This is a genomic window from Geobacillus sp. YHL (assembly GCF_022341265.1).
In the GTDB taxonomy this organism is placed as follows: domain Bacteria; phylum Bacillota; class Bacilli; order Bacillales; family Anoxybacillaceae; genus Geobacillus; species Geobacillus thermoleovorans.
Map to the genome: position 1 here is coordinate 18005 of NZ_JAEIGB010000023.1, position 21056 is coordinate 39060.

The 21056-nt window shown below is 53.0% G+C and carries 21 protein-coding genes; 6 read left to right on the plus strand and 15 right to left on the minus strand.

Annotation, left to right across the window (positions count from 1 at the left end):
- The first annotated feature begins 89 nt into the window (after window positions 1–89).
- Window positions 90–911, plus strand: coding sequence for an alpha/beta fold hydrolase (locus JCR24_RS15045; RefSeq protein ID WP_238980887.1), 822 nt, complete (start codon window positions 90–92; stop codon window positions 909–911).
- Between the two features lie 188 nt (window positions 912–1099).
- Here JCR24_RS15045 and JCR24_RS15050 read toward each other — a convergent pair whose 3' ends face one another.
- The 5 genes from JCR24_RS15050 to JCR24_RS15070 form a co-directional block, all read right to left on the minus strand.
- Window positions 1100–2248 carry a cation:proton antiporter gene (locus JCR24_RS15050; RefSeq protein WP_014195304.1) on the minus strand — a complete coding sequence of 383 codons (1149 nt, stop codon included), beginning with the start codon at window positions 2246–2248 and terminating at the stop codon, window positions 1100–1102.
- 319 nt (window positions 2249–2567) lie between these two features.
- The gene (locus JCR24_RS15055; RefSeq protein WP_238980888.1) at window positions 2568–3860 is read right to left on the minus strand and encodes an ATP-binding protein; all 1293 of its coding nucleotides are present in this window, start codon (window positions 3858–3860) and stop codon (window positions 2568–2570) included.
- 55 nt (window positions 3861–3915) lie between these two features.
- On the minus strand, window positions 3916–4161 hold the full coding sequence (locus JCR24_RS15060) for a YueH family protein (RefSeq protein WP_011230486.1): 246 nt from the start codon (window positions 4159–4161) through the stop codon (window positions 3916–3918).
- Window positions 4162–4226: 65 nt separating this feature from the next.
- The gene (locus JCR24_RS15065; protein ID WP_013523280.1) at window positions 4227–4976 is read right to left on the minus strand and encodes an SDR family NAD(P)-dependent oxidoreductase; all 750 of its coding nucleotides are present in this window, start codon (window positions 4974–4976) and stop codon (window positions 4227–4229) included.
- A 269-nt stretch (window positions 4977–5245) separates the two neighbouring features.
- Window positions 5246–5920, minus strand: coding sequence for a hypothetical protein (locus tag JCR24_RS15070; protein ID WP_238980889.1), 675 nt, complete (start codon window positions 5918–5920; stop codon window positions 5246–5248).
- Between the two features lie 170 nt (window positions 5921–6090).
- Here JCR24_RS15070 and JCR24_RS15075 point away from each other — a divergent pair, with 170 nt between their 5' ends.
- The 3 genes from JCR24_RS15075 to JCR24_RS15085 all read left to right on the plus strand — a co-directional run bounded on the left by JCR24_RS15075 (window position 6091) and on the right by JCR24_RS15085 (window position 7553).
- The gene (locus JCR24_RS15075) at window positions 6091–6285 is read left to right on the plus strand and encodes an abortive phage infection protein (RefSeq protein WP_238980890.1); all 195 of its coding nucleotides are present in this window, start codon (window positions 6091–6093) and stop codon (window positions 6283–6285) included.
- Window positions 6286–6485: 200 nt separating this feature from the next.
- On the plus strand, window positions 6486–7070 hold the full coding sequence (locus tag JCR24_RS15080; RefSeq protein WP_014195301.1) for a cell wall hydrolase: 585 nt from the start codon (window positions 6486–6488) through the stop codon (window positions 7068–7070).
- Between the two features lie 303 nt (window positions 7071–7373).
- Window positions 7374–7553: a YkvS family protein gene (locus tag JCR24_RS15085; protein WP_013145942.1), complete on the plus strand. Its 180-nt coding sequence runs from the start codon at window positions 7374–7376 to the stop codon at window positions 7551–7553.
- 30 nt (window positions 7554–7583) lie between these two features.
- Here JCR24_RS15085 and JCR24_RS15090 read toward each other — a convergent pair whose 3' ends face one another.
- The 8 genes from JCR24_RS15090 to JCR24_RS15125 all read right to left on the minus strand — a co-directional run bounded on the left by JCR24_RS15090 (window position 7584) and on the right by JCR24_RS15125 (window position 14633).
- Complete coding sequence (locus JCR24_RS15090) at window positions 7584–8267, minus strand: NAD-dependent epimerase/dehydratase family protein (protein WP_014195299.1); 684 nt, start codon at window positions 8265–8267, stop codon at window positions 7584–7586.
- A gap of 53 nt (window positions 8268–8320) precedes the next feature.
- Window positions 8321–8818, minus strand: coding sequence for a preQ(1) synthase (gene queF / locus JCR24_RS15095; RefSeq protein WP_011230479.1), 498 nt, complete (start codon window positions 8816–8818; stop codon window positions 8321–8323).
- Between the two features lie 52 nt (window positions 8819–8870).
- A complete protein-coding gene (gene queE, locus JCR24_RS15100; protein ID WP_238980891.1) occupies window positions 8871–9605 on the minus strand; it encodes a 7-carboxy-7-deazaguanine synthase QueE in 735 nt (244 codons plus the stop codon).
- Entirely contained in the window at window positions 9605–10042 is a 438-nt protein-coding gene (queD, locus tag JCR24_RS15105; protein WP_238980892.1) for a 6-carboxytetrahydropterin synthase QueD, read from the minus strand. The genes queE and queD overlap by 1 nt, the downstream gene beginning before the upstream one ends.
- The gene (queC, locus tag JCR24_RS15110) at window positions 10039–10704 is read right to left on the minus strand and encodes a 7-cyano-7-deazaguanine synthase QueC (protein ID WP_238980901.1); all 666 of its coding nucleotides are present in this window, start codon (window positions 10702–10704) and stop codon (window positions 10039–10041) included. Before queC ends, queD begins: the two co-directional genes overlap by 4 nt.
- Before the next feature lie 178 nt (window positions 10705–10882).
- Complete coding sequence (locus JCR24_RS15115; RefSeq protein WP_238980893.1) at window positions 10883–11995, minus strand: GerAB/ArcD/ProY family transporter; 1113 nt, start codon at window positions 11993–11995, stop codon at window positions 10883–10885.
- A gap of 26 nt (window positions 11996–12021) precedes the next feature.
- On the minus strand, window positions 12022–13107 hold the full coding sequence (locus JCR24_RS15120) for a Ger(x)C family spore germination protein (protein ID WP_238980894.1): 1086 nt from the start codon (window positions 13105–13107) through the stop codon (window positions 12022–12024).
- Window positions 13108–13118: 11 nt separating this feature from the next.
- Window positions 13119–14633: a spore germination protein gene (locus JCR24_RS15125; RefSeq protein ID WP_238980895.1), complete on the minus strand. Its 1515-nt coding sequence runs from the start codon at window positions 14631–14633 to the stop codon at window positions 13119–13121.
- Window positions 14634–14773: 140 nt separating this feature from the next.
- On the opposite strand from JCR24_RS15125, the gene JCR24_RS15130 reads away from it, so the two are divergent.
- On the plus strand, window positions 14774–16384 hold the full coding sequence (locus JCR24_RS15130; protein WP_238980896.1) for a methyl-accepting chemotaxis protein: 1611 nt from the start codon (window positions 14774–14776) through the stop codon (window positions 16382–16384).
- 58 nt (window positions 16385–16442) lie between these two features.
- Here JCR24_RS15130 and JCR24_RS15135 read toward each other — a convergent pair whose 3' ends face one another.
- Together JCR24_RS15135 and JCR24_RS15140 are read right to left on the minus strand one after the other, a co-directional pair.
- Window positions 16443–17483, minus strand: a complete 1041-nt coding sequence (locus tag JCR24_RS15135; RefSeq protein WP_081212641.1) for a YkvI family membrane protein — start codon at window positions 17481–17483, stop codon at window positions 16443–16445.
- A gap of 171 nt (window positions 17484–17654) precedes the next feature.
- Window positions 17655–18401: a FixH family protein gene (locus JCR24_RS15140; RefSeq protein WP_015374266.1), complete on the minus strand. Its 747-nt coding sequence runs from the start codon at window positions 18399–18401 to the stop codon at window positions 17655–17657.
- Window positions 18402–18668: 267 nt separating this feature from the next.
- Here JCR24_RS15140 and JCR24_RS15145 point away from each other — a divergent pair, with 267 nt between their 5' ends.
- Window positions 18669–20804: an ATP-dependent Clp protease ATP-binding subunit gene (locus JCR24_RS15145; RefSeq protein ID WP_238980897.1), complete on the plus strand. Its 2136-nt coding sequence runs from the start codon at window positions 18669–18671 to the stop codon at window positions 20802–20804.
- The last annotated feature ends 252 nt before the right edge of the window (window positions 20805–21056 follow it).

Below are 21056 nucleotides of genomic sequence, written 5' to 3' on the forward strand. Positions count from 1 at the left end.
TTATAAACCGGATGGGCCATCGCTCTCAATGACGTTTTTTGGATGGGACGCCGCTCTTCTCGACATACTAATGGGAGGGAGGAAAGAATATGCCATACGTATCGATCAACCAACGAGTCCGCCTTTACTATGAGGAAAAAGGAGAAGGAACACCGCTTTTGTTCATCCATCCCCCAGGAATGGGGCATGCCGTTTTTTGCCGCCAAAAGCCGCTCGCCCGCGATTTTCGCCTCATTTTATACGACATGCGCGGCAACGGGCGAAGCAGTCCGTCGGATGGACCGATTACGGTGCCGCTGCTCGCCGATGACGTCTCGGTGTTGCTTCGCTCCCTCGGCATCGGGCGCGCGATCATTTGCGGCTACTCCAGCGGCGGGTCGGTCGCACTTGATTTCGCCCTTCGCTATCCACAGCATGTGAAGCAACTTATTTTGATTGGCGGATTTCCTGAAGTGTGTACCCCGCTGCTGTGGGGTGAGTTTTGGCTTGGCATTTCCGCCGCCAAACTTGGGGCCATCCCGCTGCTTGCGACGGCTCTTGCTTGGGGGCACAAAACGAACTGGCGCGAATGGCAGCTGTTGCGGCGGTACGCCCGGCTGACCCATAAACGGGATTTAAACGCCATGTACCAGGCTGGGCTTGTTTATGGATGCACAAAACAACTGTCTTCCCTCCGCTTGCCCGTGCTCCTTATTTATGGAGCACGCGATCGTTACATCCATCCGTATATCGCTATGTTCCAACGTTATGTGCCGCATGCAGATATTGTGTTTATTGACCAGGCCCGCCATCAAATTCCGACGAAACATAGCAGCGAACTAAACAGCATTTTGCGGGCATACGGCAAGCGGAGCGAAACTGGCCGAAAGGAGGGGATCGCATGTCGAACAAAGGAAGACAAAACAAGGTGAGCCAAGAAGTAGCCAACCCGACCGTCTCCAAGGCGGAGGCAGAAATGGCCAAAGACAGCGTGGATACGGCCAAGCAAGCGAAAAAGAACCGCTCGTAGCGACAGCGAGGCTGCCCTTTTTTGGGGACAGCCCCGCTGTTTTGCCGCTATAGCGCCGGCCATCGGCCCGGCTGCCCACTTCGACGGCGACTAGGCCGTCCGGCGCACCGGATGAAGACGGCTGAAAATCATCTTCAATAACGGCGGCGTCACAACAGTCGTTACCAATACGACGATGATCATGACCGCAAACATGTTCCCATCAAGCAGGCCGGCTTCCAAGCCGATGCCGGCGATGATGAGCGCCACCTCACCGCGCGACACCATGCCAGCGCCGACCGCCAGCGAGCTTCCCCACGAAAATCCGGCCCATTTTGCCCCCAGCGCGGCGCCGACAAGCTTTGTCAAAATCGCGAGCGCACTCCAACCGACAATCAGCGGCCAATGCTCGACGATGCCGGAAAAGTCGGCCGCAACCCCGATGGAGGTAAAAAAGACAGGGACAAACAAAGAATAGGCGATCGTTTCCACTTTCTCAAATACTTCTTCCCGATAGTCCGTAAAACTCGCGCCAAGCCCGGCCATATAGGCGCCGATGATCGCCGCCACCCCCATCGCCTCAGCAAAATAGGCAAATGCAAAACAGATGACCAGCCCGGCCGAGACAACCGCCTCTGTCACACGCAACGGGGCAAACCACTTTAATACGAGCGGGATGGCTTTCCAAGCGAGCAAAATGGCGACGGCAAAAAAAACAGCTTTTTTCAGCACGACCGCACCAAGCTCGACGTCGCCGCCAGTTAGGCTTAATAAAAACGCCAAGGCAATGACGACCAGCACGTCGTCGATGACCGCCGCGCCAAGAATCGCTGATCCTTCCTTCGATTGCAGCTGTCCCATCTCTTTGAGCGCCTGCACGGAAATGCTGACGCTCGTTGCGGACAGCAAAAGTCCGAGGAAAAGAGCCGTGCCGGTTTCCATGCCGAACGCTGCGCCGGCCGCATACCCGGCGAGCAGCGGAACGAGAATGCCAAGCACTCCGACCGCCACAGCAGCTTTTCCAGTGCGCCGAAACTGGTCCATATCCGTCTCAAGGCCGGCGATAAACATAAGCAAAATGACGCCGATTTGACTTAACTCCTGCAAAAGATCCGTATCCTCGATCACACCGAACACGCTCGGGCCAAGCACAATGCCGATGAGCAGCTTGCCGAGCACGGCGGGCTGGCCAAGGCGCACGGCCGCATCACCGGCAAGTTTGGCGGCGAACAAAATGACCGCCAGTTGGGCAATCAACATCCCTTCACACTCCTTCGCTTTAAGTCTCTTTTTCGAATTACGTTTATCATGCGTGGAAGGTTTCACTTTTATCATTTCCCGAATTCAGGCCAAAACGAAACATCTCCCTTAGTTGTCTTACCGCTATCGACGCCGCGCCGGGCCAAGCCGGCAAACAAAGAAGCGTTTCATGTTCCAAACCGCTATGTGCCGACATTGCCTATGGTGATCGGCAAAGCATCGGCCTCTGCCCGCCGTGCAACTCGACTGTCTATCAGCCATCGATTGAGACGTTAGCCAAAAAAAAACAGACATCCTCGCTCTGCGTGGACGCCTGTTGTTATGACAGCGCATTTTGCCGGCCGTTTGCGGCTTTGACGCCGCCGGACGGAAACGTCAAATGAACAGTCGTTCCCTTCCCAACCTCGCTTTCGATCCGCATCGTTCCTTTATGTTCTTGAACGATTTTCATGCTTGTCGTCAGCCCGAGCCCCATTCCTTTTTCTTTCAAAGTGAAAAACGGTTCACCGATTTTCTGCAGCCGCTCTTTCGAAATGCCGACGCCGGTGTCGGCAACATCGACATAGATCTTCCCGTCCCCTTCCGCAACGTGGACGTATAAAATTCCTCCATCAGGCATCGCTTCGACGGCATTTTTCATAACGTTCAACAACACTTGAACAATTTGGTTTTGATCGCCGTACACACAAGCTTTCGGAGCGGTGTTATGGACGGAAATGGAAACGTTGTTCAACGTCGCCTCATGGCTAATCAAGCTGATGACATACGAAATGGCCTCGTCTAGCAAAAACGGCCGATAATCGTGGCTTTGCGGCTTGGCGAGCACCAGCAGCTCGCTCACAATTTGGTTGATGCGGCCGAGTTCACTTAACATAATGCGCATATAATGATCATTCACTTCGCGCGTTTCTTGCATCATCTGAATAAATCCTTTCATGGAGGTGAGCGGATTGCGGATTTCATGGGCAATGCCGGCGGCCAGCTCGCCAAGGACGGACAGCTTTTCTTTTTTCAAGAGCAGCTCCTCGGCAAGCTTTTGCTGGGTAATGTCGCGGCCGATCGTCAGTAGCCCTTTGCGCGCTCCATTTTCGTCAAAGAGCGGCACTTTAATGACGTCAAACGTCTTCACTTCCCCATCCGGCGTCGCAAACGACTCCTCGCGGCGCGTCACCTTTCCGCTCTCCCACGCCTCGCGGTCTGATGCAATGCACTGCGCAAACGCTTCTTTAAAAAACGGGACAAGCTCGCCAAGCTCGCGGTCCGTCTTCCCGATATAATCGATCTGTTCGAGGCGGTACAGCCGCCGGCCAAAATCGTTGACGCGCAGCCATCGCCCCTCGCTGTCTTTAAAGCAAACGAAATCGGGCATCGAATTGATGAGCGTAAGCAGCTGTTGTTCATTTTCTTCGATCTTTTCCAGCTGCTCGCGTTTTTTTAACAGCTGGTACAAAAAAATAGCCGAGAGCAAAATAAACACGGCCCCTTTGGCGGCGCCAAGCGCCATATATACAGCGCGGCTGATCGACAGCATATTGAGCAGGGTGTCGGTGGCGGCAATCCATAAAATGCTGCCTATGATATATACTGCGATTACTTTTGTTTTGTTGACCACGTTGTCATCGAACCCCTAACATGCAAAGTCGCGGCAGCCACGGTCGCCCTCTAGGCTACATTTCCCGCGCCCAGCCGAGCAACCGCACGGCCAAGAGGGCGGCGCGCTCATGGTCAAGCCGCTTTTTTAGCGATGCCTCAAGCCGCTCGGCCACCGCCTCCGCCTCTTCCTCATAGGCGAACGAAAATGACCACTCAAGCGCCGGAATGGCAATCACGATATATTCTTCTTTTCGATTTTCGTAAATGTAGACATTAGCCGGAGCTTGTCCGTCCATCACCGGCGTTTTGCGGATTTTCATTTTTCCGTCCCACCTTTTCCTTTGAAACCGTCTCCATTTTGTTTATTTTAACAAACGCCCGCTCCCTACTCAATATAAATCATTTTCCTGGTCATTCCCCCGTCGATGACCAAATTTACCCCGGTGATAAAATCGTTTTCCTCATCGCATAAATACAGACAAGCGCGGGCGATATCGTCCGGTTTGCCGACGCGGCCGGCCGGGTGCTGCCGGTGGTCAATGTCTCGCAGTTGCCCATAATCGCCCGTTTCAATCCAACCGGGGCTGATGCAATTGACGCGAATGCGATCATCCGCAAACGACACCGCCAGCGCATGGGTCAAAGCGACAAGGCCGCCTTTCGATGCAGCGTACGCCTCGGAATTCGGCTCGGACATGAGCGCCCTTGTCGAGGCAATGTTGACGATGGCTCCGCCTTTTGCATTGCGGCGCATATATTTCGCTGCTTCTCGAGAAGCAAAAAAAGCGCTGCGCAAATTCGTTGACAGCACGTCATCCCACTCCTCAACCGTCAGCTCATACGGCGACTTCCAGCGTGAGACGCCAGCATTGTTGATCAAATAGTCAATGCGGCCGAAGCGGCCGGCAGCTTCTTGTACAAACCGTTCAATATCGTCCACCTTCCGCACATCCGCTGCCACAAAGATCGCCTTGAACCCGTCCGACTGCAATTGCGCGGCGAACGCTTCACCGTTTTGAATATCGCGGTCGATGATCACGACGTTCGCTCCCTGTTTTGCGAATGCTCTAGCGATCGCCTTGCCGATCCCATTCGCTCCACCGGTGACAATGGCTGTTTTCTGTTCCATGCTCATGTGCAATCTCTTCTCCCTTCCTTTGCTCCGTTTGCTTTCGGGTGGGATCCAACCGAAAGAGGTAGGCTTTATGCATGGCCTTCCCTCCTACGATAAGGAACGTTTGTTCTATTCATGACCATTTTATACCTTTCGTTTTCTTGATGCAAGAGAAAGGCGGATGAGGAAAGATACCGATTCATCCCCCACTTGCGCTCACGCATGGAAGTGAGGATTTTCTCGGCTCGAGATGTGAAAAAGACCGCCATTCGGCGGTCTTTTTTGGCATCTTACCGATAGGGGCCATACGAGATTGGAAAGCCAGGCGCATACGGGGTTCCTCCGCCATAATATGGAGGCAGCGGCGCGGCAGGATAGCCATAGCCATACGGCATCACCGGGGCATACGGCTGCGGCGCCATCGGTGGATAGTACAGCGGCGCATACGGATGTGCGCCAGGAACGAAACCTGGTGTTGCACCAGCAGCCATTCCAGACAGCGTGCCAGGAACGGCCACGGGAGCCGTGCTGCCAGCCGGGGGGACGTTTTCTGCATATGGGGCCGTCATGCCATACGGAATAGCGGCGTCATCAGGCGTCATCGGCGGCGTGTTTTCTTTCCCACCCATCGGCCAAACGGAAGCATGGGCCATATTCGGCCCGGCTCCTAAACCGAGCGGCGGCGCCGGCAGCATCATATCGGAGCTGTCCGGACTGTCTGGACTGTCAAGATGGACCGGACTGACAAGCGGCACTGGCGGCGCAACCGGTGGACACCAATAGCCATAAGGCGCTGCCGGCGGATAATACGCCATCGGCATCACTTGAGTCGGCGTCGCTTCATTTGGCGTCGTTGCCGATAGCGGAGCCATCGGCGGCACGTTATTCTCCATCCACCCGGCTTCATTGTCATGGCCGGAAGAGGTTGAAAACGGACCATTCATATACGGATCCCAATGATTCATTGTTCTCTCCCTTTCTTGCTTATATTCTCGGGGCGCGTACCCACCCATATTGTATGTCAGAACAAGCAAAGGGTGTTTGCCCGGCCAAAATATAGGTATTTAACCCAACAGGCGTATGTGATACGATCAATAACGGTGACGACACCAAACGATGCTTGGAGGGATGCGCAATGAATGAAGCACTGGCGGCCAAGCAAATCGATGAATTGCGCAACGGAATCATCTCCGAACTGTTGGTGAAAAAAGAGGACTTCCCTGTTTTTCGTGCCGTGCTCGTCAAACAGCCCGACTTCAAACGATTTCGCGGCATCGCCCAGCGCGGCGGCCACGTTATTTACCACTATATGGATGCTCCACGCAGCTAAAAGCTCCTGTCCCCATGGCTTCACACCCGGCTTTCCGTCCTGGAAGCCGGGTGTTTTTGCTCACGGAGAATTTTCCATCCCTCTCTATGAAACTAGTCATTTCAATGCCTCGCGCGTTTTTTCCATCATTTCGATAATGACTCATCGCGTGATCCTTGTTACTCTAGTAGCGAGTTTGCAAGACAAAAGGAGGGATGTGGATGAAACAAGCAAAAGCATGGGTGACGGCTATGTTGTGCGGCATATTTTTCTTTGCCGGCCATGCCGATGCGGCGATGATCCACACCGTCAAGCGCGGCGATACGCTTTGGAAAATCGCGAAACAATACGGTGTGCCGCTGAAACAACTGCAGCAGACAAACCGCAAAGGCGATTGGCTATATCCTGGTGAAAAACTCGTCATCCCTGATGCCGGCATCACGGCGGCGGAGAAAGATTTGCTCGCTCGCCTCGTCCATGCCGAGGCGAAAGGGGAACCGTACGCCGGGAAAGTGGCCGTGGCAACGGTCGTGCTCAACCGCGTCGACCATCCGGATTTTCCGGATACGATCCGCGCTGTCATTTATGAGCGCTCTGGCGGCCATTATGCATTCACGCCGGTCGCAAACGGATCGATCAACGAACCGGCCGACCGTGAATCATACCGCGCCGTTGAAGAAGCACTTGCTTTTCGCGGTTTAGGAAACGGCTCGCTCTATTTCTATAATCCGAAAACGGCGAAAAGCAAATGGCTGCGCTCGCGTCCAGTGACCGTCGTCATCGGCAACCACGTCTTCGCCAAGTAAAAGAAGGATAGGCTGCCTCAAAAGACCGTTTTCTCCTAAGCGAGGCGCCATATATATGGTCTTTTGAGCATATTGGATGCATATATGCACCCATAAGGAAGGTGCCCAAACTCTTTTTCAGGGCACCTTTTTTAAATATTTAGGAAATAAATCTCTTTACTTGCGCATAAAAATAAGGCACACTAGTAAAAAAGCGCCTAATCCCCGCCGACCGGGGAGCGGCGACGGAATCAGGCAAGCCTCGATTCCCGCGGCCGTTCGCTTGAGCGGTCCGTCCATCATTTTGATTAAAGGAGAATGATGATGATCAAAAAAGCGAAAGTCGGAGATATTATCGAATTTAAAAATGGGCTGCGCGGCATTGTGGAGAAGGTGAATGAAAACTCCGTCATCGTGGATTTAACGTATATGGAAAACTACCGTGAACTCGATTTGCAAGAACGGACAGTCGTCAATCATAAAAACTATAAGATCATCGAATAAAAAAGAGGCTGCCAAGAGCCTCTTTTTTGTTTACGAAATGCGGGCGAGTTCATCACATTCATAGATATGGACGCCGCTCGTTGCTGACGCCGCCCGGTAAAACATCGCCAAAGCAAGCTGATGGGCGTCAACCGGCTTATACTTTTTCCATTTGCCGACGAACAAAAACGGAAGACGGCATAACAACCACCCGCCTAACGCTTCGCCAAGGCGGAACTCCCGGCGCTTGCCGACAAGCAGCGACGGACGAAAAATATGGAGCGACGGAATGGAAAGCCGCTGCAACGCCTCTTCCGTCTCTCCTTTGACTCGCTGGTAAAAAAACGGCGAGCACGGGTTGGCGCCGACCGAAGAGACGGTCAAAAAGCTTTTCGCACGGCACTTTTCCGCCAGCGCCGCCGCGCGCAGCGTATATTCATAATCGACTTGAATGAACTGCTGCTTTGTTTTCGCCTTTTTGCGCGTCGTCCCAAGGCAGCAAAACACATCGTCCACATAAAAATATCGTTCGTACGATTCAAGCCGCGCAAAATCGACGACGACTTGCTGCAGCTTTTCATGTTCCACCGGCAGCGGAGTGCGGACGAAAATCGTCACACAGCGGTACAAATCCGACTGCAGCAACAGCTTCAGCAACTCTCCGCCGACCAAACCGCTCGCTCCAAGCAAAAGAGCTGTTCTTCGCTCCAACGCCAAAACCTCCAAGGCAAACATTCATTGTTCATTATATAGGAGTTGGAGCGAAAAAACTACCTCTTTTTTTATCTCTAGCGGTTGTCGACTTTTTCTGGATACAAGTCATGATTGAGCAGCCGGTATTCCGCCATTTTTTCGTATTTCGTCCCCGGGCGCCCCCAGTTGCAGTACGGATCGATGGAAATGCCGCCGCGCGGGGTGAATTTGCCCCACACTTCGATATAGCGCGGTTCCATGACTTTAATCAAATCGTTCATAATGATGTTGACGCAGTCTTCGTGAAAGTCGCCATGATTGCGGAAGCTGAACAAATACAGCTTCAACGATTTGCTTTCGACGCATTTTTTGTCCGGGATGTAGCTGATGTAAATCGTTGCGAAGTCCGGTTGTCCGGTTTTTGGACACAACGTCGTAAACTCCGGACAATTGAACTTCACGAAATAATCCCGGTCAGGATGTTTGTTGTCAAACACTTCAAGCAGATTGGGATTGTACGTAAACGAATACGTTGTCCCTTGATTGCCAAGCAGCGTCAAGTCTTTCAATTCTTCCTCTTTTCTTCCTGCCATTCGTTCATTCCTCCCTCATTATTCATTGCCGGGCGAATCGCCGCACCCCGCTTTACACGCCGCGCTTGTTTCCCCAAAGAAGCGTGTGCAGCTGCGGCAAGATGTGGACGTCGGCCAGCTCCTCCGAATCGGCGGCTTGCTCCACCAGCCATTCCAACCGACTGAGAAGCTTTGTGCGGAGTGCATCCACATCTGAATCGGCCACATCGGCGTTGCCTACCTGCAAGTAAAACGGAACGCCTAGGTAACGGCGGTGCACCTCTTTCGCGTACGCCAAATCGGCGTCATCAAAGACGACGACTTTCAAACTGACGCGCCGCGTCCGGTTTTGATCTTTCTGCAACCGCCCGATGAGTTGGTCGAGCGCCGACCAGTCGGTGTCCATCCCCGAACTTGGCGGTTTTGGGGAAATGGTGACATCGTCTACATCGAGCAGCCAGTCTTGCCAGCGGCTCCCTTGCGTTTCAACCGCAACGCGCACCCCTTTTTCGTGAAGAAGGGCGACAAGCTCTCCAAGAGCGGCAATGAGAAGCGGGTTGCCGCCTGAAATCGTCACGTGGCGGAAGCGGCGGCCGCCCATGGCTTCAAGCCGCCGCCAAATGTCGTCTGCCGTCAACTGCTCGATCTCGTCTTTCGCTGATCCGTCCCACGTAAACGCCGAATCGCACCAGCGGCAGCGGTAGTCGCAGCCGGCTGTGCGGACGAACATCGTCTTTTGGCCGATCACCATTCCCTCTCCTTGGATGGTCGGACCAAAAATCTCCAACACCGGAATCGTGCGCGCCATCACCGCTCCCCCGCTTTCGGCCGGTAGACGACATAACTTGTCGGCGTTTCGCGGACAAACACTTGCAAACATTTCGGCTTGTGCGGCAGCGTATCCAAATAGCGCTGAATCGTTTCATAAATCGTGCGCGCCACCACTTCCGACGTCGGAAACCGATTCGGGTCATGACCGTCAAACCAATCGCTATGGTCGTTGAGCAGCGTATGGTCCAGCTTGCGATGAACGAGCTGTTTTAACGTTTGAAAGTTGACTAAAAAACCGCTCTCATCAAGCTCATCGCCAGCGACCGTCACATTGACGATGTACGTGTGGCCGTGCACGTTTGCGCAGCTTCCGGCCGCTTCGTGCGGGATGAAATGGGCGGCGGCGATGTGCATATCTTTGTTCAACTCATACCGGTAATCGTGACAAACTTGAGGATAGAGCTGATGCATCATTGTGCTTCCACCCCCGCTTTTTCCCGCAAATATTCATCCAACCCGCGCTTGCGCAGCACGCATGCTGGACATTCGCCGCAGCCGTCGGCGATGATGCCGTTATAGCACGTCAGCGTCTTCGTGCGAATGAACTCGAGCGCCCCGAGCTCATCCGCGAGCTTCCACGTCTCCGCTTTCGTCAGCCACATGAGCGGCGTATGAATGACAAATTCGTAATCCATCGCTAAATTCAGCGTGACGTTCAATGATTTGATAAACACATCGCGGCAGTCCGGATAGCCGCTGAAATCTGTTTCGCACACTCCGGTGACGAGATGGCGCGCGCCCCGCTGTTTGGCAAACACCGCGGCGAATGATAAAAACAACAAATTGCGCCCGTCCACAAATGTCGTCGGCAGCTCGCCTTCCCTTTGTTCAATGGCGATGTCCCGGCGCGTTAGGGCGTTCGGCGCCAATTGCCCAAGCAGCGACATATCGAGCACCGTATGACGGACGCCAAGCTCGTCAGCGATCGCTTGAGCGACGTCAATTTCCCGGCGATGGCGCTGGCCGTAGTCAAACGTCACCGCTTCCACTTCACCAAACTGTTTTTTCGCCCAAAACAAACACGTCGTGCTGTCTTGGCCGCCGCTAAAGACGACGACCGCCTTTTCTTCACTCATCTTCATCATGATCAACCTCCTTCTGAATCAGCAGAAGAAGAGGTTTCCAAAACAAAAAAGGCCATACCCCTAGGATACAGCCGTCCCTAGTTTTTTATAGAGGGTTTTGCTAGAAACCTCTCCCGTACAAGCGTACGGAATTGTGATTCTTCTGTTTTTCTTCTTTACTATACCATACTTATGGCTTTTGTTGTAGCGCCTTTTTCACTTTTTCCGCCATCCATACGTACACATACAGGAGCGGAACATACACCGCGACAAGATAAAACCCTGCCTTCGCTGTCCATTCCGTCAACTGCTCAATGTCTGTCTTCTCTTGGAAAAACAGCGTCCCGACAAACAAGCAAGCGAGCAACACTGGAAGCGAACGGCGTTGCTGAACGGCAAACAGCTGTTTGACCACGCGCGTCGCCGCCCAAATAGAGACCGCGATGATCGGGAACACAACGAGTACGTAAATCGAGATGACAATATACTCCATCCGCTCGATAAACGGCACTTCTGGAATTTTGGCCAGCGTCAGCGTCGGCCATGTAATATGCTGGATTTGCTCTTTGTTATAAAACACGACGGAAATGAGGATCAAAACAAAATAAATGAACATCGTAAACGCGTTGGCCGCATGCGCCCACTTTTGCGAGGACGGAGCATTTTTTAAAAACGGGTAATACATAAGCAGCATTTCAAACCCTAAATATTGCAGCACCATCTCTTTCGATGCTTTTGCCAATTGCCCAAACGAATGGTCGAACACCGGCAATAAGTTCCGGTATTGAGCATACTCAAGCGGAAAGAAAACCATCGGAAAAATCGTCAACAGCGGAATCACCACCCCCCAAACGCATAAGCCGACAACGACGCGAAACCCGCCGGAGACGGCATAATACGTCAGCAGCAAAAACACGAGGCTGAACTGCCACACCCCAATCAACGGGAACACCCATACTTTAATGATTTCAATGTATGATTGAAGCACCATAAACGCCGCCAACGCGTAGTAAAAAAGAAGTCCAAGGCTCAGCACCCCGCCGATCCACCGCCCGAAGTACTGTTCATGAAGCGACACGAGGTCTCCGCCTGATGGCAAATGCGACAGCAGCCGATACATCAGCCAAATCAACACGTGCGCCGCCAGCCCGGCCATTAAGACTGCCATCCAGGCATCCTGCCCCGCCTCTTTCATCAGTGGACGCTGAAAATTGAGTGCCCCGACCCCAACTTGCGTAGCATGAATGACAAAAAACACAAGAAACGGGGAGATGAGAAACCGTTCCTGAATGGCCTGCTTCATCCTAATCCCTCCTCATGTTCCCCGTCTTATTCGCCAATGCCGGTATGGACGATATCCACCGTGACGTGCGGGCGGATGTCTAGATCCGGGTATTCACGGTAAAACGCGTCGGAATCCCAATGTCTTGTCACACTGCGAACAAAATCGCCGATGCCGAGCGGGTCAATCCGTTTTTTCTGAAAATAACGGAATAACCGACGCATATTATGCTCCAATTCGTTTTGCATTTTTTTCTTCACATCAGCAAACAAATCTTGACCCGGCTGATCGAGCCATGACGGGTAATCCCGCACCGACGCATGGATATGGACGAACACATCAAGCACATGGCGGCTTCCATCACGCTTCCATTCATATTTCGACTTCGCCCATAAGTTTTGCAGCATCACCCGATCCTCGCCCTGTTTCCCGCGATTCCCAACCTTCAGCTGGTAGACGCCGTTTTTCGTTTCTCCAAGCAAAATTTTCATTAAAAACGAATCACGCAAACTCACATGCCCGACATATTGGTCGTCGCGAAACAACGCGACCCCTTCAAGCTTGACGAAATCTCCTTTTTTTTCAAAATACGGCAAAAACGGATCGCTGCCTGGGGAAAAATAGCGATACAAAAACAAGTGCAAATTCGTTTTCGGCAAGTTCATCGACTGCTCATTCTGCTCCACCAGATTCGGCAAATACAACGTATCGCTCAGCGTCGTTTTCGCCGTGATTTTCAGCAGCTCCTTCGCGCTTTCTTCCGCTACGCCAAGCAGCAAATGACTGCCGACTTTGTTGTTGCGCGCGAGGCTGTGCGTAATTTGCGTCACCCCCCGCCGAGCAAACTCCTTGCTGAACAAAATCAAGCGCAGCTGCCCTTCCTCAACCGGCAGCGCGGATTTCGATGACAGGCGCGGAATCAAGTCGTAGACCGTCGGCGACGTCGTCGTCAGCATATTCGGCTTTGTCATCGGCCCTTGCTTGAACGTCGGGTACACCGCGGTGCCCGTGTAGCGGCCGTTCTCGAAATCATACCCCATCTGTTGAATAATTTGAATTTCATCAATCGGCCGCGAACTGGCGCAGCCGCCAAGCAACAGCAGCGCACCGACCCATGCGAGCCCACGCCTCATCATGATCCCCCTTACTCATCAATGTCGCGTTTTTGCTTCGCCGCATTCGGATCGTAACGAAACCGCGACCGCGGACGAAGAAACATCGGCCGCTCCGCCGTTTCACTGTATGGCGAACGAATGAATGTATCGCGGAAGCTGCGAACACGAAATGGATAAAACGGCAGCAAATACGGATAACCAAACGACTGCAGCCGCCCTAAATGAATGAGCAGCCCGCAGACGGCAAAGATAATGCCGATCCCGCCCCAACATGCAGCAAACAAAATAAACGGAAACCGAATGAACCGGATCGTGTTGGACATTTTGAAAATCGGCGTTGTAAACGAAGCGAGCGCCGCCAACGCGACGACAATCAACAAAATCGTACTCGTCAGCCCGGCATCAACGGTTGCTTGCCCGATGACAATCCCGCCGACAATCCCGAGCGTTTGTGCGACTTTCGTCGGCAGCCGCGCCCCGGCCTCGCGCAACAGCTCAATCGTAATTTCCAAAAACAGCACCTCGAGCACCGGAGGGAACGGTACGTTCGAGCGGGAATAAATGATCGGACCGAGCAAGTCTTCGGGAATCATTTCATAATGATACGTCAGCACCGCCACATAAATCGGCGACGCCAACACCGAAAACGCAACGCCGAAAAACCGGATGAGCCGGAAAAACGTGCCGAGCACCCATGGCAAATAATAGTCTTCCGGCGACGTAAAAAAATCGAAGAGAGCGGCGGGGCCAATCACGGCATACGGGGAGCCGTCGCAAAAAATGGCCACCTGCCCCGACACAAGCGCATAAATGGCCCGGTCGATCCGCTCGGTCGAGATAAAAAGAGGAAACGGTGTCCACGAATTGTCCGCGAGCAGCTGATCCAAAATCGCGTTGTCAAACACGACGTCAAAATGAATGGACTCAAGCCGCTGCGTCACCGTTTGAATGACTTCCGGATTAGCGACACCGTCGATGTAGGCGATGACCACTTTCGTTTTCGACATCGAACCGATCGACATTTCCCGAAACACAAGATTTGGCGTCACCACTTGCCGGCGGATGAGATGCAAGTTGACGCCGACATTTTCCACAAATCCGACTTTGGGCCCAACGACGCTGAATTCGTTTTCCGAATCATTGTTTTCCCGAAGCCCCAAATTTTCAGCCGCGGCGCCCATGAGCGCCGCTTTGTTCGGTTGCTCGCGGAATGTAACAGCGACAAACCCTTTCAGCACCTTCTCTTCAATCAGCGCCGTGTCTTCGCTCACTTCAATGCGCTGAATCGGCACGATTTGCTGCAAGTCTTCCAAACGGACAGTTGGATGGTTTGGAATGTCGTTTTGCAAATGGCAAAGAATCCGCTCTTGCAGCACTTGCGGATCGACGAGTGAATCAAAATAATAAATCGACAGCTCCTTGCCTCCCACAACAAACGACACTTCGACAAAATCGCTCGATTGCCGCAGCGTTTCCCAAAGCTGCGAAATGGGCCGCTGAGGGGGGCGTTTTTTCTTTTTTTTCCAAAATGAGAATAAACCCACGAACATCCCCTCGCCTTTCCGTTTACGGAATAGTCTCCCAACCGATCGATATTTTTATGCATCCCCCTTTCATCCTATTGATTCGACAAAATCTTCTATATATTATTGAAAATAGACAAATGAAAAAAGGAGAATCGTCTATGAGCGAACTGACGAAACAGCGTCGGTCGAAACGAGCGTTGAAAAAAGTGACAGAAACGGCGGAAGCGCTGCGAAAGATGATCGACCGAACGCGTCCGCTTGAAGAGCAGCTCGACCGCATCCGCGCCTTGTTGGATGAACAGCTTGGCCATGATGAATATTTTGTTCTTGTCGATGAAAGCGGATACGGAGTTGTCCATACGAACCGCCTCCGCGAGGGAAGGGTGTTTGCCGACCCAGTCGGGCTGGCTGCCGCCCGCACGAATGAACCGCTCTTGCAAGTGTACGAACGCGATACGGGCGAGGTGCTGATTGACGCCAGCTGCCCGTTTTGGACGGAGCCAGGCGGAAGGCGGTTCAATTTGCGGATGGGGCGGCTCATGCACCGCCCGTATTTGCAATGGGTGTTAGCAAGCGTCGCCATTGCGCCCGCAGCCGTTGGGCTGGCCGCTTCCATCGCAGGGGCGCCGCCCGTTTTGGCCGCGCTGTGCGCCGCTCTCGCTGGGCTTGGGCTTGGCGCCGCCTGGCATCGGGCCATTGCCGCCGAGCTTCGCCATTGGTACAGCGTCGCCCGCACCGTCTCCTCAGGCCAATTGCAGACAGAAGTGAAAACGACGGGAAAACGGAATGAATTTCATCAAATCGCCTACGAAATCAACAAAATGATTCTCGGCATCCGCACGATCATCCATGAGCTTGGCAAAGCGGCCAAAACGGTGCATGATGTGAGCGTTGAACAGCAGATGGAAATGCGCCGCCTCTCTGAATCGTTTGACGAAATCGCCGCTGCTGTTGAAACGTTCCGCGAAGGGGCGAAACAACAAACGACCGCTGTCGAACAAGCGGGTGACGTCATCGGGCAGATGGTGGAACGCGTGCAACTCATGCGGGCCGCCGTTGAACGCGTCGTACGGCAAGCGGGCGACGCTTGGTCGTCAGCAGCAGAAGGCATCCGCCTCATTGAGGAAACGAAAACAAACATGGACGCGATGCAGCGCGGCATCGGCGAAATGACTGCCCTCATCGACAAAGCAGCCAATGAAGCGGCGCGCGTTCATGAGATGATCGCCGCCATTCGCACGATCGCCAAGCAAACGAACTTGCTCGCCCTCAACGCCTCGATCGAAGCGGCGCGGGCGGGTGAAGCGGGCCGCGGCTTTTCCATCGTCGCCCAAGAAGTCCGGAAGCTTGCCGAAGATACAAACGCCTTCGCCGCTGAAATTTTCGCCTCGCTCGACGCCATGACGAACGCGCTCAAAGAAGCCGTGCATGCGATGCAAGGAAGTGGCCGCCACGTCGAAAAAACGAAAGACTCTCTTTGGAAAACAGGGGAAACGTTCACATCGTTTCAAGGCATGTTCGCCCAGCTGAACGACTTGCTTCAGCAAAACGAATCATATGTCAACGACATCACCGCCGACGGCGAGCAGCTCGGCGGACTGATGGAAGACGTACGCACCGTCGCCGCCGATTTTTCAAACATGGTGCAAGAAACGGCGGCGGGGCTTGAGCAACAGACGCTCGCCCTTCACCAGTTGGCGCGGGAAGCCGACACGTTGGCTGCAGCAGCGCGCGATTTAGAAAAAATGATCGCCCGCTTCCACTCATAACGAAACGAAGCCCTTTCGTCCCCCTTCACCAAAAACTTTGGGGAACGAAAGGGCTCATTTACCGGCGCGGCAGCTGCCGGCGCCAAAGAAGCCACAAAAGCACAAGACTCATATAACCAAACAGCGGATAGATGAATGACAGCAGCTCCCCGTAATGAAACGGGCTGACCGCCGCAAACAGCAAAACGAGCAGCACGCCCAGCCATTTCCCGCCAAGCGGCGCCCAAACGCGCACTTGGCGTGCAAGTCCAAACATGCCGCCGATGACCGATGTAAAAATTTCTCCGTAAATGACGACGACATAAAGCCAATACAACACAGTAAAAAACGTATGAACGACTTCGGCCATTGGAATATCATAATCGTCCTTGTGTGGAAACGACAGCAGCACCATATGGTTCAACAGCAGCAAAACCGTCAACACCATTCCGCCTAACATCGCTCCGCGCCTCACCGCTCGCTCATCGGTCGCTTCGCGGGCGATGGGGACAAGCACCGCTTGGGCCATCGCCAAGTTAAAGGCCGCATAGGAAAACGGGGACAACATCGCCTTGAGGGAATAGTCCACCGCAGCCATGTCCGGACGGCACAAATCGCCAGCCACGATTGTTTTCACAAAGGCGATGGCGCTGAACAGCACCATCATCGGCGCGACAAACACGTTGACGCCAAACAGCCCTTTGCGGTCAAACAACATGACAAGAAGCGCCAAACCGAGCGTCAGCGTGACGCCCGCCTGCCTCGGCCAGCCGATCTGCTCTTCAAACACGGCACCCGCCCCGGCGATCATCACCGCCGTCACCCCCGCGATCATCGCCGTCATCACAAGCGTCACAAACGGACTCAACATTCTTCCGAACAAATAGCGATTCAATTCATCATATGACGCGGCTCCAATGCGGCGCGCCATCACCATCAGGCGCGCGCCGCCCCATGTGAACAAAACGCCGCTGACCGCCACCCCGATCGTCCCAGCCATTCCGTAGCGGGTAAAAAATTCAATAATTTCCCTGCCAGTCGCAAATCCCGCTCCAATCACCGTGCCGACGTAAACAGCGGCGATTTGCCATGCTTCCGACCACTCGTGTCTCTTGCCCAAATCCTCCATCTCCCTCTCTTGTCCGTTGCTTTATTGCCATATATATGTCCGGCATGGACAAGAAAGACGACAGAACGAAAAAAGAAGGCATCCGAGACAAGATGCCTTCTCACACACCGCAAACTCTCTTCATTTCATGAATATGACGTGCGATGTGAAATCGCGTTTCCATCAATGAACCGTCACTTGTTCGACTTGATGTTCGTGCAGCCCGCCGCTTCCTTCGACGTGCACTTTCACCGAATACGTTCCCTTGTTGGCAAACGTGGCCATGGCTTCGTATTCGCCGTTTCCTTTTTCATCTGCATCCACAAATTCATGCTTATTGTCCGCCTGCCAAATTTCAAAGCGAACGGTGGCGTTCGTAAACGGCTTCCCATCTTTGGTGAGGTGAACGGTCAATGCCGCCGGTTTTCCGGCTTCGAACGAACGGGACGACAGCGAAATGGCGACGGCGCCATGATGGTGTTCTTCAGCACTGCCTTGGGAATTTTCGCGCGCACCGTCAGCCGTCGCCGCCTGTTCCGGGCTGCCGGCGACAATATCTTTCTTCGGCATGTTATGCATGTCGCGCGCCGTCACATGGGCGACCACCGAATATGTTCCCGCTTCGGTGAACGTTTTTTCCACCGAGTATCGGCCGTCGCCGTCATGCTTCGCTTCAAGCATTTCCCGCTCGTCGCTTCCATGCTTCCATACTTCAAACTTGACTTCGTTCGCATCGTCTACTTTTTCGCCGCCGTACGTCACGACGCAGGCGAGCTTGGTCGGTTTGTTCAAATCGATATGATCCGGCGCATCGATTTTCACGTCAAGCACGGCCGGCGTCTCGGCTTGCTTGTTGTGATTTGTACAAGCAGCCATGATCATCATCCCCAAAAGTACAACAGCAAACGCGAAACCAACCTGTCTTCTCATCTTCACCTTTCTCCTTTTTCCTTCAAATTCATGATCATCATGAGCACCAAAGACGGAGTCTTTTCCGCCTCTTTTTCTGTTTTTCACTTTATCATAGCTTTGCCGCACCTACATTAGTATTCACCATTTTTTCAAAAACATTTCATCGTTATTACAATTTTTTTGTACAAAACACTTGAAAGTCAAAAAAGGTCAAAGTATAATAAAGTCAGAAAGTCAAAGAAAGTCAAAGTCAAATCCCGAATAAGAGAAAAGGGGGTATGTCTCATGCTATGCCAAGCATGCCAACAACGTGAAGCAACAGTGTTTGTCAACTTGCAATGGAACGGGGAAAAACAACAACTTCACCTGTGCCATGAATGCTATGAAAAGCAAAAACAACAACTGTCCATTCCGATGAACTTCGGCTTTTCACCGTTTTCCTTTGATGACTTCTTTACTAGCCCGTTCACAGCCGCCAACGCCGGAATGAGCGCGCCGAAAACGATGGCGAAGCGCCCGCAAAGCCATGGCGGTGGATTTTTGGATCAATTCGGCCGCAACTTGACGCAAATGGCGAAAGCGGGCTTGATCGATCCGGTCATCGGCCGCGACAAAGAAATCGCCCGCGTGATCGAAATTTTAAACCGCCGCAACAAAAACAACCCGGTGTTGATCGGGGAGCCGGGTGTCGGGAAAACAGCCATCGTTGAAGGGCTCGCGCTGAAAATCGCCGAAGGGCAAGTGCCGGAAAAACTATTGAACAAAGACGTGTACTTGCTTGACGTGGCGTCGCTTGTCGCCAACACCGGCATCCGCGGTCAATTTGAAGAGCGGATGAAGCGGCTCATCGCCGAACTGCAAGAGCGGAAAAACATCATCTTGTTCATTGACGAAATCCATCTGCTCGTCGGTGCTGGAGCCGCTGAAGGCTCGATGGACGCCGGCAATATTTTAAAACCGGCGCTTGCCCGCGGGGAACTGCAAGTCGTTGGGGCGACGACACTCAAAGAATACCGGCAAATTGAAAAAGACGCGGCTCTTGAGCGCCGCTTCCAACCGGTCATCGTCCACGAGCCGACCGTTGAGGAAGCGATCGCCATCTTAAAAGGCATTCAGCCAAAATACGAACAATTCCATCATGTCCGCTATACGGACGAAGCGATCGAAGCGTGCGTGAAATTGTCGCACCGCTACATTCAAGACCGCTTCCTCCCGGACAAGGCGATCGACTTGCTTGACGAGGCCGGCTCGAAAGCGAACTTGCGCCTCGGCCCGACCGATGAAAAGCAGCTGCAAGAGCGGCTGATGCAAATCGCAAAAGAAAAAGAACAAGCGGCGAAAGAAGAAAACTACGAATTGGCGGCGAAACTGCGCGCTGAAGAGCTGAAGCTTGAAAAACAACTCGAGCAAGGCGTCACCCAAGAACGCCCAACAGTCGATGTGGCGGACATCGAGCAAATCATTGCCGAGAAAACCGGCATCCCGGTCGGCAAACTGCAAGCCGATGAAAAAGAAAAAATGAAACATCTCGAAGAAAACTTGGCGAAAAAAGTGATCGGCCAAGCGGAAGCGGTGAAAAAAGTCGCGAAAGCCATTCGCCGCAGCCGCGCCGGCTTGAAAGCGAAACACCGCCCGATCGGTTCGTTCTTGTTCGTCGGCCCGACCGGCGTCGGGAAAACGGAGCTCGCCAAAACGCTCGCCGAGGAGCTGTTTGGCACAAAAGACGCCTTGATTCGCCTCGATATGAGCGAATACATGGAGAAACATTCGGTCTCGAAGCTGATCGGTTCGCCGCCGGGCTATGTCGGCTTTGAAGAAGCCGGACAGCTGACGGAAAAAGTGCGCCGCAACCCATACAGCATCATCTTGCTTGACGAGATTGAAAAAGCGCACCCGGATGTGCAGCACATCTTCCTGCAAATTTTGGAAGACGGCCGCTTAACCGACAGCCAAGGCCGCACCGTCAGCTTCAAAGACACGGTCATCATCGCGACAAGCAACGCCGGTGTGACCGACAAAAAAATCACCGTCGGCTTTGAAAAAGAGGGCAACGGGCAAACAAGCGTCCTTGACTCTTTGAGCGCCTACTTCAAGCCGGAATTTTTGAACCGCTTCGACGCCATCATCGAGTTCAAGCCGCTTGAAAAAACGCACTTGCTTGAGATCGTCGACTTAATGCTCGCTGACGTCAAAGCGGCGATGCGCGAACAAGGCATTGAACTCGAAGTGACCGAAGCGGCGAAAGAAAAACTGGCCGAACTCGGCTACCATCCGGCCTTCGGCGCCCGCCCGCTCCGCCGCGTCATCCAAGAGCATGTCGAAGACAACATCGCCGACTGCCTGCTTGACGCAGATCAATCGGTGCGCGCAATCCGCATCGACGTAGAAGGGGACGCCATTGTGGCAAAAATCGAATCATGACTGACAAAGAAGGATCCGCCGAACACGGATTTTGGTTTCGGCGGATCTTTCTTTAATAGACGGTGTATCAAGCCGATTTTTCATCTCGATTCCGTCACGCACACTTTTCACATCGGATTGAATATTTTGTAAATTATTTTTTCAAAATATTATTGACATGGAAATTTTTTGTTAAAAATAAGTTATAAATTCTAAATTTTAGGAGGGATTGCAATGTTGAAAAGAAAGATGATTCAAACCATTAGTCCAATT

Bases quoted from the DNA above. Each gene is read 5' to 3' on its own strand.
- JCR24_RS15120 (WP_238980894.1), bottom strand. From the start codon at position 13,107: ATGAGGCGTGGGCTCGCATGGGTCGGTGCGCTGCTGTTGCTTGGCGGC.
- JCR24_RS15075 (WP_238980890.1), top strand. From the start codon at position 6,091: ATGAATGAAGCACTGGCGGCCAAGCAAATCGATGAATTGCGCAACGGA.
- queE (WP_238980891.1), bottom strand. From the start codon at position 9,605: ATGGCGCGCACGATTCCGGTGTTGGAGATTTTTGGTCCGACCATCCAA.
- JCR24_RS15115 (WP_238980893.1), bottom strand. From the start codon at position 11,995: ATGAAGCAGGCCATTCAGGAACGGTTTCTCATCTCCCCGTTTCTTGTG.
- JCR24_RS15080 (WP_014195301.1), top strand. From the start codon at position 6,486: ATGAAACAAGCAAAAGCATGGGTGACGGCTATGTTGTGCGGCATATTT.
- JCR24_RS15050 (WP_014195304.1), bottom strand. From the start codon at position 2,248: ATGTTGATTGCCCAACTGGCGGTCATTTTGTTCGCCGCCAAACTTGCC.
- JCR24_RS15130 (WP_238980896.1), top strand. From the start codon at position 14,774: ATGAGCGAACTGACGAAACAGCGTCGGTCGAAACGAGCGTTGAAAAAA.
- queF (WP_011230479.1), bottom strand. From the start codon at position 8,818: ATGGCAGGAAGAAAAGAGGAAGAATTGAAAGACTTGACGCTGCTTGGC.
- JCR24_RS15045 (WP_238980887.1), top strand. From the start codon at position 90: ATGCCATACGTATCGATCAACCAACGAGTCCGCCTTTACTATGAGGAA.
- JCR24_RS15060 (WP_011230486.1), bottom strand. From the start codon at position 4,161: ATGAAAATCCGCAAAACGCCGGTGATGGACGGACAAGCTCCGGCTAAT.
- JCR24_RS15090 (WP_014195299.1), bottom strand. From the start codon at position 8,267: ATGTTTGCCTTGGAGGTTTTGGCGTTGGAGCGAAGAACAGCTCTTTTG.
- JCR24_RS15140 (WP_015374266.1), bottom strand. From the start codon at position 18,401: ATGAGAAGACAGGTTGGTTTCGCGTTTGCTGTTGTACTTTTGGGGATG.
- JCR24_RS15065 (WP_013523280.1), bottom strand. From the start codon at position 4,976: ATGAGCATGGAACAGAAAACAGCCATTGTCACCGGTGGAGCGAATGGG.
- JCR24_RS15070 (WP_238980889.1), bottom strand. From the start codon at position 5,920: ATGAATCATTGGGATCCGTATATGAATGGTCCGTTTTCAACCTCTTCC.
- queC (WP_238980901.1), bottom strand. From the start codon at position 10,704: ATGAGTGAAGAAAAGGCGGTCGTCGTCTTTAGCGGCGGCCAAGACAGC.
- JCR24_RS15085 (WP_013145942.1), top strand. From the start codon at position 7,374: ATGATCAAAAAAGCGAAAGTCGGAGATATTATCGAATTTAAAAATGGG.
- queD (WP_238980892.1), bottom strand. From the start codon at position 10,042: ATGATGCATCAGCTCTATCCTCAAGTTTGTCACGATTACCGGTATGAG.
- JCR24_RS15145 (WP_238980897.1), top strand. From the start codon at position 18,669: ATGCTATGCCAAGCATGCCAACAACGTGAAGCAACAGTGTTTGTCAAC.